This is a genomic window from Streptomyces sp. NPDC001796 (genome assembly GCF_042892355.1).
In the GTDB taxonomy this organism is placed as follows: domain Bacteria; phylum Actinomycetota; class Actinomycetes; order Streptomycetales; family Streptomycetaceae; genus Streptomyces.
Map to the genome: position 1 here is coordinate 67578 of NZ_JBIAUC010000021.1, position 13949 is coordinate 81526.

General features: G+C 71.1%; 13 protein-coding genes and 1 riboswitch. Of the genes, 5 read left to right on the forward strand and 8 right to left on the reverse strand.

Features of this window, described 5'->3' with window-relative positions; all coding sequences use genetic code 11:
- Positions 1-8 precede the first annotated feature (8 nt).
- From ACFYZE_RS30345 to ACFYZE_RS30360, 4 genes are all read right to left on the reverse strand, one after another.
- Positions 9-1301: a bifunctional 3,4-dihydroxy-2-butanone-4-phosphate synthase/GTP cyclohydrolase II gene (locus ACFYZE_RS30345; RefSeq protein ID WP_389000956.1), complete on the reverse strand. Its 1293-nt coding sequence runs from the start codon at positions 1299-1301 to the stop codon at positions 9-11.
- Complete coding sequence (locus ACFYZE_RS30350; RefSeq protein ID WP_389000959.1) at positions 1298-1942, reverse strand: nicotinamide riboside transporter PnuC; 645 nt, start codon at positions 1940-1942, stop codon at positions 1298-1300. The genes ACFYZE_RS30345 and ACFYZE_RS30350 overlap by 4 nt, the downstream gene beginning before the upstream one ends.
- Positions 1939-2541 (reverse strand): riboflavin synthase, encoded by a 603-nt coding sequence (locus ACFYZE_RS30355; protein WP_389000962.1) that lies wholly within the window; start codon positions 2539-2541, stop codon positions 1939-1941. The genes ACFYZE_RS30350 and ACFYZE_RS30355 overlap by 4 nt, the downstream gene beginning before the upstream one ends.
- Positions 2542-2689: 148 nt before the next feature.
- Positions 2690-2820, reverse strand: a riboswitch (FMN riboswitch).
- 331 nt (positions 2821-3151) lie between these two features.
- Complete coding sequence (locus ACFYZE_RS30360) at positions 3152-4375, reverse strand: ROK family transcriptional regulator (protein ID WP_389000964.1); 1224 nt, start codon at positions 4373-4375, stop codon at positions 3152-3154.
- A gap of 134 nt (positions 4376-4509) precedes the next feature.
- On the opposite strand from ACFYZE_RS30360, the gene ACFYZE_RS30365 reads away from it, so the two are divergent.
- Positions 4510-5715, forward strand: coding sequence for an MFS transporter (locus tag ACFYZE_RS30365; RefSeq protein WP_389000967.1), 1206 nt, complete (start codon positions 4510-4512; stop codon positions 5713-5715).
- Here the strand turns inward: ACFYZE_RS30365 and ACFYZE_RS30370 are convergent.
- The gene (locus tag ACFYZE_RS30370) at positions 5675-6133 is read right to left on the reverse strand and encodes an acyl-CoA thioesterase (RefSeq protein WP_389001077.1); all 459 of its coding nucleotides are present in this window, start codon (positions 6131-6133) and stop codon (positions 5675-5677) included. The genes ACFYZE_RS30365 and ACFYZE_RS30370 overlap by 41 nt on opposite strands.
- 126 nt (positions 6134-6259) lie before the next feature.
- Entirely contained in the window at positions 6260-7525 is a 1266-nt protein-coding gene (locus ACFYZE_RS30375) for an alginate lyase family protein (RefSeq protein WP_389000969.1), read from the reverse strand.
- Positions 7526-7647: 122 nt separating this feature from the next.
- On the opposite strand from ACFYZE_RS30375, the gene ACFYZE_RS30380 reads away from it, so the two are divergent.
- The 4 genes from ACFYZE_RS30380 (at position 7648) to ACFYZE_RS30395 (ending at position 11202) form a co-directional block, all read left to right on the forward strand.
- The gene (locus ACFYZE_RS30380; protein WP_389000972.1) at positions 7648-9063 is read left to right on the forward strand and encodes a uracil-xanthine permease family protein; all 1416 of its coding nucleotides are present in this window, start codon (positions 7648-7650) and stop codon (positions 9061-9063) included.
- Positions 9064-9212: 149 nt separating this feature from the next.
- On the forward strand, positions 9213-9392 hold the full coding sequence (locus tag ACFYZE_RS30385; protein ID WP_389000975.1) for a hypothetical protein: 180 nt from the start codon (positions 9213-9215) through the stop codon (positions 9390-9392).
- A gap of 117 nt (positions 9393-9509) precedes the next feature.
- Positions 9510-10223 carry a DUF5995 family protein gene (locus ACFYZE_RS30390; RefSeq protein ID WP_389000978.1) on the forward strand — a complete coding sequence of 238 codons (714 nt, stop codon included), beginning with the start codon at positions 9510-9512 and terminating at the stop codon, positions 10221-10223.
- Between the two features lie 49 nt (positions 10224-10272).
- On the forward strand, positions 10273-11202 hold the full coding sequence (locus ACFYZE_RS30395) for an LLM class F420-dependent oxidoreductase (RefSeq protein WP_389000981.1): 930 nt from the start codon (positions 10273-10275) through the stop codon (positions 11200-11202).
- 15 nt (positions 11203-11217) lie between these two features.
- Here the strand turns inward: ACFYZE_RS30395 and ACFYZE_RS30400 are convergent, their stop codons facing one another.
- Positions 11218-12915 carry a flavin monoamine oxidase family protein gene (locus tag ACFYZE_RS30400; RefSeq protein ID WP_389000984.1) on the reverse strand — a complete coding sequence of 566 codons (1698 nt, stop codon included), beginning with the start codon at positions 12913-12915 and terminating at the stop codon, positions 11218-11220.
- Between the two features lie 56 nt (positions 12916-12971).
- A complete protein-coding gene (locus ACFYZE_RS30405; RefSeq protein ID WP_389000987.1) occupies positions 12972-13760 on the reverse strand; it encodes a carbon-nitrogen hydrolase family protein in 789 nt (262 codons plus the stop codon).
- Between the last annotated feature and the right edge of the window lie 189 nt (positions 13761-13949).

Here is a 13949-nt window from a genome sequence, read left to right on the forward strand (position 1 = left end):
GTGCTCTGTTACTGGGTGCCGCAGGCGGACACGGCGGTCGTGTCCAGCCAGGGCAGGTCGTGCCCCATCCGGTCCCGCTTGGTGCGCAGGTAGCGGAGGTTGTGTTCACCCGCCTGGACGGGCATCGGTTCCCGGGCGGTGACCTCGAGGCCGTGGCGCAGCAGGGCGTCGGTCTTCTCCGGGTTGTTGGTCATCAGGCGCACGCTGCGCACGCCGAGGTCCTTGAGGATCTGGGCGCCGGCGGCGTAGTCCCGGGCGTCGGCGGGCAGGCCCAGCTCCAGGTTGGCGTCCAGGGTGTCACGGCCGCGCTCCTGGAGTTCGTACGCGCGCAGCTTGGACATCAGTCCGATACCGCGTCCCTCGTGGCCGCGCAGATAGACGACCACGCCCCGGCCCTCGGCCTGGATGCGTCGCAGGGACGCCTCCAGCTGGGGACCGCAGTCGCAGCGGGCGGAGCCGAAGACGTCTCCGGTGAGGCACTCGGAGTGGACCCGGACCAGAACGTCCTCGCCGTCGCCGATCTCGCCGTGGACGAGGGCGACGTGCTCGACGCCGTCGACGGTGGACCGGTAGCCGTACGCCGTGAAGGTGCCGTGGGCGGTGGGCAGCCGCACCTCTGCCTCGCGGCGGACGGTCGGTTCGTCCGAGGTGCGGCGGTAGGCGATCAGGTCCTCGATGGAGATGATCGTCAGGCCGTGCTTGCGGGCGAACGGGATCAGCTCGGGCAGCCGCAACATGTGGCCGTCCTCGCCGGCGATCTCAACGATGGCGCCGGCCGGGCGCAGTCCCGCGAGCCGGGCGAGGTCGACGGCGGCCTCGGTGTGGCCGTTGCGGACCAGGACGCCGCCGGGCTTGGCGCGCAGCGGGAAGACATGGCCGGGGCGCACGAAGTCCGAGGGCTCCGCCGTGCCGCTCGCCAGCAGCTGGAGTGTGGTGGCGCGGTCGGAGGCGGAGATACCGGTGGTCACGCCGTGGGCGGCGGAGGCGTCGACGGAGACCGTGAAGGCGGTCTTCATCGACTCGTTGTTCTCGTCGACCATCTGCGGGAGCCCGAGCCGGTCCAGCTCCTCGCCCTCCATGGGGGCGCAGATCAGGCCGCGGCACTCGCTCATCATGAAGGCGACGACCTCGGGGGTGACCTTCTCGGCGGCGATCACGAGGTCGCCCTCGTTCTCGCGGTCCTCGTCGTCGACGACCACGACCGGGCGGCCGGCCGCGATGTCCGCGATGGCCTGCTCGACCGGGTCGAGCGCGAAGTCCTCGATGGTGTCCGTGCTGTACAGAATCGGCGCCGTGCTCATACGGCGGCTCCTTCCAGGACGGGCCGCGCGGCCCTGCGGGAGCGCAGCCACCAGTCGCGCATGCCCCACAGGACGAGTGCGCCGTAGATGACGTAGACGAATCCGGAGAAGGCGAAGCCGTTGGCGAAGTTGAGCGGGACGCCGACGGCGTCGACGAGCAGCCAGGCGAACCAGAACTCGACCATGCCGCGGGCCTGGGCGTACATGGCGACGATCGTGCCGACGAAGATGTACGCGTCCGGCCACGGGTCCCACGACAGTGTCGGGAAGGCGGTGAACAGGCCGGCCACGGCGAGGGTGCCCACGGCCGCGGCGCCGACCAGGATGCCGCGCTCCCGCCAGGTGGCGAAGCGCGGTGCGATGTGGCCGTCCTCCGCCTGACCCTTGCCGCGGTTCCACTGCCACCAGCCGTAGACGGCGACGACCATGACGACGACCTGCTTGCCGGCGCTGCCGGAGAGGTGGGCCGTGGCGAAGGCGGCGAAGAGGATCAGGCCGGACAGGAACTGCACCGGCCAGCTCCATATGGAGCGCCGCCAGCCGAAGGCGAGGCCGAGCAGACCGATCACGTTGCCGATCATGTCGGACCACTTGATGTGCTGGCCGAGCAGCGTGAACGCCTCGGAGTTCAGCCAGTTCACTTGGTGGCCCCCTGGCCGGCGAGAAGGCTCTCGACGTACTTGGCGATGATGTCGACCTCGAGGTTGACCGGGTCGCCGGGCTGCTTGAGGCCGAGGGTGGTCAGCTCGAGGGTGGTCGGGATCAGGCTCACGGAGAAGTGGTCGCCTCCGGCCTCGACGACCGTGAGGCTGATGCCGTCGACCGTGATGGAGCCCTTCTCCACGACGTAGCGCGACAGGTCCGCCGGGAGCGAGATCTTCACGATCTCCCAGTGCTCGGAGGGCCGGCGCTCCAGGACCGTGCCGGTGCCGTCGACATGGCCCTGCACGATGTGGCCGCCGAGACGGGTACCGACGGCGGTGGGGCGTTCGAGGTTGACTCGGGAGCCGACCGTGAGGGCACCGAGGCTGGATCGGTTCAGGGTCTCGGCCATGACGTCGGCGGTGAACTCGTCGCCCTCGTGCTCCACGACGGTGAGACAGACGCCGTTGACCGCGATGGAGTCGCCGTGGCGGGCGCCTTCGGTGACGACGGGGCCACGGAGCCGGAAGCGGGAGGAGTCGCCGAGATTCTCGACGGCGGTGACCTCACCCAGCTCTTCGACGATTCCGGTGAACACTTCCCGGGTCCTCCTGCCTCGATGGGGCACGGACTCCGGGGCCTGTCGATGACGACAGCAGACACGAGCGAGGACACCGGGGGCGACGCCGGACGGGCCTCGTCCGCATGGACGAGCCGAGACGGCGGCGCGCACGAATGCCCGCCCGCCGCGCACTGCCTCCCATCCGGACTTTAACCGTCGGTCCAGGAATTTCACCTGGTCAACCGGCCGCTGGAAGCGACCGGGTCGCGGACTGTAACCGCCGGTTCGGACTTTCACCGACCCCGGAGTGCGCTGCTTCTGGTACAGCCTCAGTGTGCCACGACTGATCGCCGGTCAACCGGGTGAACTGCTGTGTGGTGCCTCACATGTTCACATGCTGGACATCTCCGACGGCAGGCGCCCACCCGCCCTTGTCGCCACGGCGGCAACAGGCGCACCACAAAAGCAACTTGAGATTGGTCCATACCTATTGACCCGCATGATCCAGCTCGCCTAGGGTCGGCCCTCGCGGCGCGGTGCGTCGCCCCCGAACGGCCCGGCGGCGGTGACGAAGGCCCTTGCCCGCCGCCGGGCCTGGGGATGGCATGGGCACGGCAGTACGGGCCGCCTCTCGCAGTACGGGCACCTATCGCTCGGGCGGCGTGAACAGCTCCTCCTGGGCTCCGTCCCGTGCCGTCAGCAGCGCTCCCCGCAGGACCGCGCCGCCACCCAGCGTGCTCGCGCGCACCTCGGTGGCCAGCGGTGACACGCGGACCAGACGCTCCGCGACCCGCGCGGCGAGGACGTCCCCGCCCGCCTGCCCGACCTCACCCCCGAGCACGACACAGCCGGGGTCGAGAATGGCGGCGACGGAGGCGGCACCGATGGCGAGCCGGTCGGCGAGGGCGTCGAGGAAGCGGTCAGCCCGCTCGGCCGGGGGCACGTCCCCCACCCCGCTGCCGCCGCCCGCCGCGACCGCCGCGACCGCGCCCCGCACCAGGGCCGCCGCCGGCAGCTCGCGCACAGCCCGCCCCGCCGTCAACCCGTGCTCTCCCGCGAGTTCCACGATCGCCGCTGCCCCCGCCAAGGAGTGGAATCCGCCCTCGCAGTCCGTCGCCGACGGCAGGGTGGCGGTGCCCGGGACCGGCAGGAAGCCGATCTCGCCCGTGCCGCCCGAAGCGCCGCGGCGCAGTGCGCCGTCCAGGACCACCGCCGCGCCGGTGCCATGACCCAGCCACAGCAGGACGAAGGTGTCGCGGTCCCGCGCCACGCCCTCGCGCTGCTCGGCCAGCGCCGCCAGGTTGGTCTCGTTCTCGACGATCACCCGGGCGGGCAGCCGCTCCTGGAGCGCGGCGACCAGGCGGCGGTGCCACTCCGGCAGGCCGGCGGAGTCGCGGAGTTCACCGGTGGTCGGCTCGATGAGCCCGGGCGCCCCGATCCCGACCGTGTGCAGTCTGTCGGCGCCGGCCTCCTTCGCGGCACGCTCCACCAGCAGCACCGCCTGCTCGACCGCCGGCCCGGTGCCGGTGTCGCCGCCGATCGGCACGGACGCCTCCGCGAGCACCCCGCCCAGCAGATCGGACACCAGGACGGAAACGCTCTCGGTGCGCACGTCCAGGGCAGCGAGATGGGCGCGGTCGGCGACGATCCCGTACAGCCGCGCGTTCGGGCCGCGTCGCTGCTCGCCCGACTCCCCCACCACCGCGATCAGCCCGGCGGTCGTGAGCCGTTCGACGAGGTCGGCGACCGTGGGCCGGGACAGTCCGGTCAGCTGCTTCAACTGCCCTGCCGTCAAGGGGCCTTCCTGCTGCAGCAGACGCAGGGCGAGCCGGTCGTTGATGGCCCGGGCGGTGCTCGGGGATGCGGGCATGCCGGGATCCTTCCAGATCGGCCACCGCGCCGCTCCGGCACGGCCTCTGGTCCCTATCTATCAGGCAGGGTTCCTGATAGTTTACGTCGGCGCGCAGGGAGGACAACGCCGGGAGGGGCCCGAGAATGAGCGAGATGAGCGAAGCGAGCCGACAAGAGGTGAGGCGCGCCCGGTACGCCGTGGCGGCGGTGTTCGCCGTGCACGGCGCCGTCACCGGCTCGTTCGCCACCCGCGTGCCCTGGATCCAGGACCACGCGCACGTCAGCGCCGGCCAGCTGGGCATCGCCTTGGCGTTCCCCGCGCTCGGCGCGTCCCTGGCGATGCCGCTCGCGGGCCGGATCAGCCACCGGTTCGGCGCCCGGACGGCGCTGCGCGGACTGCTCTCCCTGTGGACGCTGTCCCTGATCCTGCCCTCCCTCTCCCCCGATCTGCTCACCCTGTGCGCGGCCCTGTTCGTCTACGGCGCCTCGGCCGGCATGGCGGACGTCGCGATGAACGCGCTCGGCGTGGAGGTGGAGAACCGGCTCGGCAGGTCGATCATGTCCGGACTGCACGGCCTGTGGAGCGCCGGCGCCCTGATCGGGTCGGCGGCCGGCACGCTCGCCGCCCACCTCGGCTCGGACGCCCGGTTGCACCACGCCCTGGCCGCCGCGGTGCTGACCGTTCTGGGTCTCGTCGCCTGCACCTGGGTCCTCGACCTGCAGCCCGCCGAGGACGAGGAGCCGCCGCCCCGGTTCGCGCTGCCGCCCAAGTCGGCGCTGCTCATCGGTGCGGTCGGTTTCTGCGCGGTGTTCGCGGAGGGCGCGAGTCTCGACTGGTCGGCGGTCTATCTGCGCGACCAACTGGACAGTTCCGCCGGATTGGCCGCCGCCTGCACCACCGGCTTCACGCTCACCATGGCACTCGCGAGGATCGCGGGCGACAAGGTGGTGGACCGCTACGGGGCGGTGCGCACCGTCCGGGTGGGCGGCGTCCTCGCCGCGCTCGGCGGGCTGCTCATCGTCGTCGCCGACCATCCGGCTCTCGCCATGGGCGGCTTCGCGCTGATGGGTCTGGGCATCGCGGTCGTCGTCCCGCTGTGCTTCGCGGCAGCCGGCCGCAGCGGCCCCAACCCGAGCCAGGCCATCGCGGGCGTGGCCACCATCACGTACACCTCGGGCCTGGTCGCGCCGGGCGCGATCGGCGCGCTGGCCCAGGCAACGAGCCTGGTGGCGTCGTTCGGCCTGGTGACCGTGCTGGCCTGCGGGCTCGCGGGGTTCGCGGGCGTCCTTCGGGCGGGCGACCGTGACCGCCCGAAGGTCAGTCCGCCGAGCGCAGCAGTTCCCGGCCCGCGGCCCTGAACTTCTCGCTCCACGACGTCGGCCGCAGGGTCGCCGCGTCCAGCCGGACCAGGACCCGGGTGCCGTGCGCGTACGTCACCGTGCCGTCGGCCGAGCAGAACCGGAACCCGTACGTGAGCCCGGTGTTCCCGAGCCGCTCCAGCCACAGGTGCACGGCGTACGCGCCCGGCTTGGTGACCGGGGCCTCGTAGCTGATCCGCAGCTCCTTGACGGCGTTGCAGAAGTCGCCCGCGGCCTCCCAGTCGCCCTCGAAGCGGAAGCCGCGCTCCTGCCACAGGGTGGACCAGGCGCGCTCGACCATGACCGGGTAGCGGGCGTTGTGGAGCAGTCCGAGGGCGTCCAGGTCGTCGAAGTGGACGGTGACGGGGATCAGCCGGCCATACGACACGAGGGGCGCGGGCCGGGTCTCGGCGGTCACGGACGCGGGATCGGCTTCGACGGTCACGGGCGGGGCTCCTCGATCTGACCCGGTGAGGCGCTCGCGACGCTGCGGCGCTTGATCCCAGCCATGGTAAGCGCTCGCTCAGGACGCCCCGCCCACGGGTCAGCCGGCGATCGAGTCCAGCTGCTCGGCGGCCGGCCTCAGCGCCCACAGGTCACCGCCGGGCGGTGCCTGAAGCAGGCGTACCGCTTCCTGGGCCTGTGCGTCCCCCGCGTCCGCCGCCGCGTGCACCACGTCGGTCGCCGCGTACCGGTGGAACTCCAGCTCCGGATGCGTCCAGGGCGCGGCGCCGGTCGCGGCGGGCAGCAGGTAGTCGACCGCCTTGAACAGGCTCTGTCCTTGGGGCCCCTGATAGGCCCACAGGTTCACGCCGACATGGCGTCCGATGGCCGCAAGCCGTGTGTAGGCCACCAGGTCGAAGGTCGAATAGTGCCAGCTGCGCGTGCGGGCGAGTTCCTGGGGCTGGCCGCCGTCACCGGCGATCTGCGCGTCGATGCGCTTGGCACGGGCGTCCAGGACGGTCGCCCGGGCGAGCCGTTCGTCGCCGGTCGCGTAGGCGAGGGCGGCGAGCTGCATGTCGTAGAAGGTGCCGTGATTGTTCTTGGCCGCGCCTTCCTCCTTGCCGAAGGCGCTGTCCGTCAGCCAGTCGCGGTAGGCGACGTTCCAGTCGTGCATGCGGCTCCGGTCCCCCTTGGTCCAGCCGGGGGCACCGGTGTTCAGAATGGCGATCGCGTCGAGGACGCTGGTGTAGGACTGCGAGAAGTCGATGATGCCGATGGCTCGGCCGTCGTACTTGCAGGGGATGAACTGCCCGTGATTCAGGTTGGGGTTCATCTTCGTGGCCGGGTCGAGGAACCAGGTGCGCAGGATCCGGGCGGCCTTTTCGGCGTAACTCCTCCGGCCCGTGTAGTACCAGGCGAGCGAGAGGTCGTAGGTCGAGTCGAAGACCTTCTCCACGTCCTGGCGGTCGGTGCCGGTGTCGACCTCGGGGTTGCGCTGTCCGTCCCGCTGCTCGTAGGGGCAGCCCCAGGGGTTGTCGGCGGTCCTCGGCCGGGTGGGCCACCAGTAGGGGGCCTGGCTGAGGTAGTCGTGGACGTCCCCGCCGGGTGCGGGCTTCGGCTTGTCGACGACCGTCCAGGGGCCCTGGTCGAGCCAGGCGTCGGCTCGCGCGGTCAGGTCCTTGACCGCGCCGCGCAGCCCGGCGTCTCCGTGGTCGAGCCGGATTCTGTTCTGCTGGAGCCGGGTGCCGTCGAGGACGGCGGTTCCGGGGACCTTCGGTGCCGCGTGGGCGGACGCGGCGGGAGTCAGGACGGCCGCGAAGACGGTCGCAGCGGCCAGCAGGGCGGCCAGGCGGGGGCGTGCACTCATCAAGGCTCCGATCATCCATGTGAACGCAGTTCATGAGTGGAACCATGCGAGCGTAGGACCGCCTGGTGCCGGTGACAATGGTTCGGACAGTTCTTCATGTACAGAGAAAGAGAAGCTGCACCATGGACCTCGGCGTGCGCTGGAAGCTGCACGGTGACGGGCGCACGCCCGCGCCCGGAGCGGTCGTCCGTCCCGACGAACGCCTCTCCTGGCCCCGCACGAGCGGGCTCGGCGCCCAGCACGTCGTGGCCATGTTCGGTGCGTCGTTCGTGGCGCCCGTGCTCATGGGCCTGGACCCCAACCTGGCGATCATGATGTCCGGCGTCGCCACCGCGATCTTCCTGCTGGCGACGCGCGGCCGGATACCGAGCTACCTCGGCTGTTCACTGTCCTTCGTGGGTGTCGCCGCGGTGATCCGGGCGCAGGGCGGCACCAGCGCCACCGTGACCGGCGCGGTGTTCGTCGTGGGCATCGTGCTGTTCCTCGTCGGCCTCGCGGTCCAGCGGTTCGGGGCGCGGATCATCCATGCGGCGATGCCGCCGATCGTGACCGGCGCGGTCGTGATGCTGATCGGCTTCAACCTGGCGCCGGTGACCGCGTCGACGTACTGGCCGCAGGACCAGTGGACCGCACTGCTGGTGATGCTGTTCACCGGGCTGGCCGTGGTGTGCCTGCGCGGCTTCTGGTCCCGGATCGCCATCTTCCTCGGGCTCGTGTTCGGGTACGGGATCTCCTGGCTGTTCGACCGCGTCTTCGGGAAGATCCACTCGGTGGACGCGAGCGGAAAGCCCACCGACCACTGGCGCCTGGACCTGTCCGGCGTCGGCAAGGCGGACTGGATCGGCCTGCCCCACTTCCACGGACCGTCCTTCCAGTGGTCCGCGATCCTGGTCGCCCTGCCCGTGGTGATCGCGCTGGTCGCGGAGAACGCGGGGCACGTCAAGGCGGTCGGCGAGATGACCGGCGATCCGCTGGACGACAGGCTGGGCACGGCGATCTCCGCCGACGGCGTCGCCTCCATGCTCTCGACCGCGGTCGGCGGCCCGCCCAACACGACGTACTCCGAGAACATCGGCGTGATGGCCGCCACCCGCGTCTACTCGACCGCCGCCTACTGGGCCGCGGCCGGCTTCGCCCTGCTGTTCGGGATCTGCCCCAAGTTCGGCGCGGTCGTGGCCGCCATCCCCGGCGGGGTGCTCGGCGGCATCACCGTCATCCTCTACGGCATGATCGGCCTGCTCGGCGCGCAGATCTGGCTCCACGCCAAGGTGGACCTGCGCAACCCGCTGAACCTGGTCCCGGCCGCTGCGGGCATCATCATCGGTGTCGGCAACGTCACCATGAAGTTCACCGACCACTTCTCGCTGAGCGGCATCGCACTGGGCACCCTGGTCGTCATCACCGGCTACCACGCGCTGCGGGCGTTCGCCCCCGCCCACCTCAAGGCACAGGAGCCGCTACTGGACTCGGGCACCTCCGCCTACGACGAGGAAGCCGACAAGGAAGCCGACGCGAAGGCTCACCGCGCCAAGTCGTAGGCGTACGCCGGCGAGAGCGTCCCGGGCGTTCCGCGCAGCCGTCCGACTCGCCCGGCAGATCCACGCACAGACAGGCCTCGATCCGGGCCTGTCCCGTACGCAGCAGCGTCGGTCGGTGGGTGCGCCGGGAGTCGGACACGTTCCTGACGATGCCTGTCACGGCGGGCCGGGCCCGGTCGGTCCGGCGGCCGTCGTCGACCGCGGACATCATCCCCGCCGCGGTGCCCACCGCGACCACCACCCACGCCATCCCCACCATGGCCGCGCCCGCGCCCGCGCGCGGCGCGCCTGCGGGCGGCCCGCCGCTCGGCCGGCCGCCGGATGCGTAAGCCGGACACCTACCGATCCCCCTGTCCCCCTCATGGCCCATCGGTGCCATCCCCCGTTCCGGGGAAGCCCGCGGGCCGGTGGTGCTGCGGTCGGCGCAGGGCTGGAACTCTGCCCTCATGGTGCGGTTGGAGCAGTTCACGACGGAAGTGGACACGGTCGTCACACGCATGCGCGCGCTCGGCGGGACCTGGCCGGAAGACGACGGCGTCGCGGTCTTCAACCGGGTCTACCTCGCCGTCACCGAGGAGATCGACCGGCGCCTGGACAAGGGGTACTTCGCCGACCGACGGCAGGCGGTCACGCTGGACGTCCGGTTCGCCGAGCGGTACCTGTCCGTGGCCGAGGGGGCACCGGTCCCGGCCTGCTGGCGGCCGCTGTTCCAGTTCCGGCGCCATCCCGGCGTACGGCCGGTGCAGTTCGCGCTCGCGGGCATCAATGCGCACATCGGGCATGACCTGGCGCTCGCCGTCGTGGACGCCTGTCGTACGCTCCGCTGCGAACCGGCCGACCTCGAGGACGAGTTCGAGCGCGTGGGCGACGTCCTCGTCGCGCTGGAGGAGCGCATCCGGGAAGACCTCATGCCCGGTCCCGACCTGCTCGAGCTCGCCGACCCGCTCACCCATCTGATCGGCGCCTGGAGCCTGGAGCGCGCACGCGAGGCGGCCTGGTCGGCGGCGAGTGCCCTGTGGGCGCTGCGGGAACTGGCGAACGTGGCCGAGGAGTTCGCACGGCGCCTTGACGCCGCGGTGGGGTTCGCGAGCCGGATGCTGCTCACGCCACTGCCGCGCCGATCCGGCCGCCCCCGCCTGTCGTACCGGGAACTCCCTTGAGATCACTGTAGGTTGACCCGCGCAGACCCCTTTGCAAAGGAGCACAGGCATGGCGACCCGGCTCGGACTCGGCCTTCCGCAGAACCGGCAGTACCACATCGGCAAGGACGTGCCCGACGTGGCCCGCACCGCCGAGCAGATCGGCTATGAGAGCCTGTGGGTGTACGAGCGGGCCCTGTACCCGGAGCCCGCCGGTCAGGGCCTGTACGGCATCGAGGGCCTCCCCTGGCCGGACTCGTATCGCAACGTGGCCGATCCCCTGGTCACCCTCACCCTGGCCGCGTCGGCCACCGAGCGGGCCCGGCTCGGCTCGAGCGTGCTGGTCGCCCCGCTGCACCAGCCGTTCCAGCTGGCCAAGGCCCTGGCCTCGCTGGACGCGGCGAGCGGCGGCCGGGTGATCGCCGGCTTCGGCACCGGCTGGTCCCTGGACGAGTACGCGGCCGCGGGCATCCGCCCGATCAATGAGCGCGGCCAGGTGCTGGACGAGGTGATCGATGTGTGCCGCGCCGTGTGGGGCCCGGACCCGGTGCGCTACGACGGCCGTATCACTAAGATCACGTCCGCCGTGGTCGGCCCCAAGCCCGCACGGCCGATCCCGATCCTGCTCGCCGCGAGCAGCAGGAAGGCCCTGACCCGGCTCGTCGACCACGCCGACGGCTGGCTGCCGGTGGGCATGGGCGTCGAGCAGATCGCCACCCAGTGGCAGGAACTGCAGGACCTGGCGGCCGAGCGCGGCCGTCCTGAGCCCATCCAGACGGTCCTGCGCGTGAATGCCGAGTACCGGGCCAAGGCCTACGACGGCGCCGACCGCCGCCCCTTCCAGGGCAGCGCCGACCAGATCGTCGAAGACCTGGTCGCGCACGCGTCGATCGGTCTGGAGGAGATCCTCGTCGACCTCCAGGGCACCCCGCGGGACGCCCAGGAGCTCAAGGACGTCGCCGCGGAGGTGTACGAGAAGGCGCGGGCGGCCGGGGTGTGACCGCCCCGGGAGGGCTCAGTCCTCGGGGAGTTCGACGGGTGCGATCTCGTCGTAGACGTCACCGGGGCCGGGGTTGGCCGGGTCGGTCGCGCCGCCGAGGTGGTGCATGACGCCCCACACGGCGTTGAGCGCGGTCTGCACGGCGCCCTCGGCCCAGCCGGCCGTCCAGGAGATGTCGTCGCCGGCGAGGAAGATGCCCCGCTTGTCGGCGGGCAGCCGGTCCTGCATGAAGTGCGTGAACAGGCGCCGCTGGTAGCGGTAGTGGCCGGGCAGGTTGGCCTTGAACGCGCCCATGAAGTAGGGCTCGTTCTCCCAGGAGACGGTGACCGGGTTGCCGATGATGTGCTTCCTGATGTCGACCTTCGGGTAGATCTCGCCGAGCGACTTCAGCATGACCTCCATCCGCTCGTTCGCGGACAGCGGCAGCCACTTCAGGCTGTCGTCGCACCAGGTGTACGACAGGCAGATGACGGCGGGCTTGTCCGGTCCGTTGTCGAGCAGATACGTCCCGCGGGTCATCCGGTCGGTCAGCGTCATCGACATGACGTCACGGCCGGTCTCCTCGTCCTTGTCGAGCCAGAACGGCCGGTCGACGGGCACGAAGAGCTTGCTGGACTCCATGTAGTGGGTGCGCTCGATGGCCGTCCAGTGGTCGATCGGGAACAGTGCGTCGTCACACTGGATCTTGGACAGCAGCATCCAGGACTGCGCGGTGAAGATCGCCGCCCGGTAGGTGCGGATGTCGCCGTTCGCGTCCGTCACCGTGATCCGGTTGCCCGCGGTGCGGTGCAGCCGCGTCACGGCGGGGCGGGGCTCGCCGTTCACGTGAAGGGACTTCAGGGAGGTCCCGTGCGGCCAGTGCACGATCTTCTCCGGCTCGCGTTCCCACAGACGCAGCGGCAGCTGCTGGGAACCGCCGACGATGCCGCGGTGGTGGTCGTCGGCCTCGGTGTAGACGACCCGCAGGATCTCCAGGATGGAGTTCGGGAAGTCGGTGTCCCAGCCGCCGGTGCCGAAGCCGACCTGGCCGAAGATCTCGCGGTGCCGGAAGGACCTGAAGGCCTCGGATTCGCAGAGGAAGCCGTAGAAGGTCTGGTTGTCGAGCTTCTCGACCAGCTTCGACCAGATCTCACGGATGCGCTCGACATCGCGCTCGCGCATGGCGCGGTTCATGTCGGAGAAGTCCGCGCCCTCCTCCAGGCACCGGTTCCAGGCGCTCGCGACGTCGCGGTAGACCTGCGGGAGGTCGTCGATCGTCTCGGCGTAGTGCGACTCGCCCTTGAGGTCGACGACGGTCGACGGGGTCGCCTCGGCGAGCGGGTTGGGGAACGGCCTCGTCTCCAGGCCCACCAGGTCGATGTAGTGCTGCAGGGCCGTGGAGGACGGCGGAAAGCGCATGGCGCCCATCTCGGCGGTCAGCGACGGGTCGCACCCGTCGAAGCCGACCGTCCGCAGCCGGCCGCCGATCTGGTCGGCCTCGTACACGACGGGCTTGAGGCCCATCTTCATCAGCTCGTACGCGGCGACGATGCCGGACAGGCCGCCGCCGATGACGGCGACCTCGGTGCCGTGCTCGGTCGCGGGTATCTGGCCGAGGCCCGCCGGGTGGGCGAGGAAGTCGTCGTACGCGTACGGGAAGTCCGGGCCGAACATGGTGATCGGCGGCTGCTGCTCGTCTGCGTGCTCGACGGCGTTGGGCACCGTGGACGTCATGGGGTACGGACTCCTTGCACGGAAAGAACTGGGGGGAGGCTCGGAAGGCTGAGGGATCAGACCAGGGCCCCGTAGAGGCCGGGGCGGCGGTCCTTCAGGTACGGGTTCGCCTCGCGGGAGGCGGCGAGGTGGACGGGGTCCACGTCGGCGAGGAGCAGCTCCTCGACACGGCCGGCCCTGGCCCGCGCGATCCCGTCCGGACCGGCCAGGGTGGAGAGCCCGACGAACTCGAACTCGCCTTCCTGGCCGACGCGGTTGACGTAGGCGACGTACATCTGGTTCTCGAAGGCCCGCACCGGCACGAGGGACTCGGCGACGAACTGGAACGGATGCATCTGCGCCGTGGGCACGACCAGGAGGTCGGTGCCGGCCAGGGCGTGGGCGCGGACGTTCTCCGGGAACTCGACGTCGTAGCAGATCATGATGCCGACGCGCAGACCGTCGAGTTCCGCCTGGACGACGGGCTGGTCGCCCGGGGTGAAGTGGTCGCGTTCGAAGCAGCCGAACAGGTGGGTCTTGCGGTAGTTCGCGAGGCGGGTGCCGTCGGCGGAGATCAACTGGGCGGAGTTGAAGACCGTCTCGCCGTCCCGCTCCGGGTAGCCGTAGGCGACCGCGAGACCGTGCCGGGAGGAGATCTCCGCGATCGCGTCCGCCGAGTCGCCGTCGGCGGGCTCGGCGAGGCGGGCGATGTCACCGCCGATCGCGTACCCGGTGAGGAACATCTCCGGTGCGACCAGCAGCCCGGCGCCCGCGACGGCGGCGCGCCCCGCGGCCTGGTCGAGGACCTTGAGGTTCTCGCCGACCGATCCGGGACGTCCGGAGCTCTGGAGCAGGGCGGTGCGCATGCGTGTTCTCCACCGGTGCGGAAAGGGGTTCGGGGGTCGATTAGACGGTACGGTCGGCGCCTTGGGCCCGACAAGAAGGAGCCGTTGCGCGCCGATGAGCGAATCGTTGCGTCCGGCAGGGGTGGGGCGGCGATTCGTTGCGCATCACCACCCGGCCTGCTGTCCGCGACTCACGACGGCCGGCTGCGA

Excerpts from the sequence above, each read along its gene's own strand:
- ACFYZE_RS30405 (WP_389000987.1), bottom strand. The coding sequence starts at position 13,760 with ATGCGCACCGCCCTGCTCCAGAGCTCCGGACGTCCCGGATCGGTCGGC.
- ACFYZE_RS30390 (WP_389000978.1), top strand. The coding sequence starts at position 9,510 with ATGGTGCGGTTGGAGCAGTTCACGACGGAAGTGGACACGGTCGTCACA.
- ACFYZE_RS30385 (WP_389000975.1), top strand. The coding sequence starts at position 9,213 with ATGCCTGTCACGGCGGGCCGGGCCCGGTCGGTCCGGCGGCCGTCGTCG.
- ACFYZE_RS30345 (WP_389000956.1), bottom strand. The coding sequence starts at position 1,301 with ATGAGCACGGCGCCGATTCTGTACAGCACGGACACCATCGAGGACTTC.
- ACFYZE_RS30400 (WP_389000984.1), bottom strand. The coding sequence starts at position 12,915 with ATGACGTCCACGGTGCCCAACGCCGTCGAGCACGCAGACGAGCAGCAG.
- ACFYZE_RS30365 (WP_389000967.1), top strand. The coding sequence starts at position 4,510 with ATGAGCGAAGCGAGCCGACAAGAGGTGAGGCGCGCCCGGTACGCCGTG.
- ACFYZE_RS30395 (WP_389000981.1), top strand. The coding sequence starts at position 10,273 with ATGGCGACCCGGCTCGGACTCGGCCTTCCGCAGAACCGGCAGTACCAC.
- ACFYZE_RS30360 (WP_389000964.1), bottom strand. The coding sequence starts at position 4,375 with ATGCCCGCATCCCCGAGCACCGCCCGGGCCATCAACGACCGGCTCGCC.
- ACFYZE_RS30380 (WP_389000972.1), top strand. The coding sequence starts at position 7,648 with ATGGACCTCGGCGTGCGCTGGAAGCTGCACGGTGACGGGCGCACGCCC.
- ACFYZE_RS30375 (WP_389000969.1), bottom strand. The coding sequence starts at position 7,525 with ATGAGTGCACGCCCCCGCCTGGCCGCCCTGCTGGCCGCTGCGACCGTC.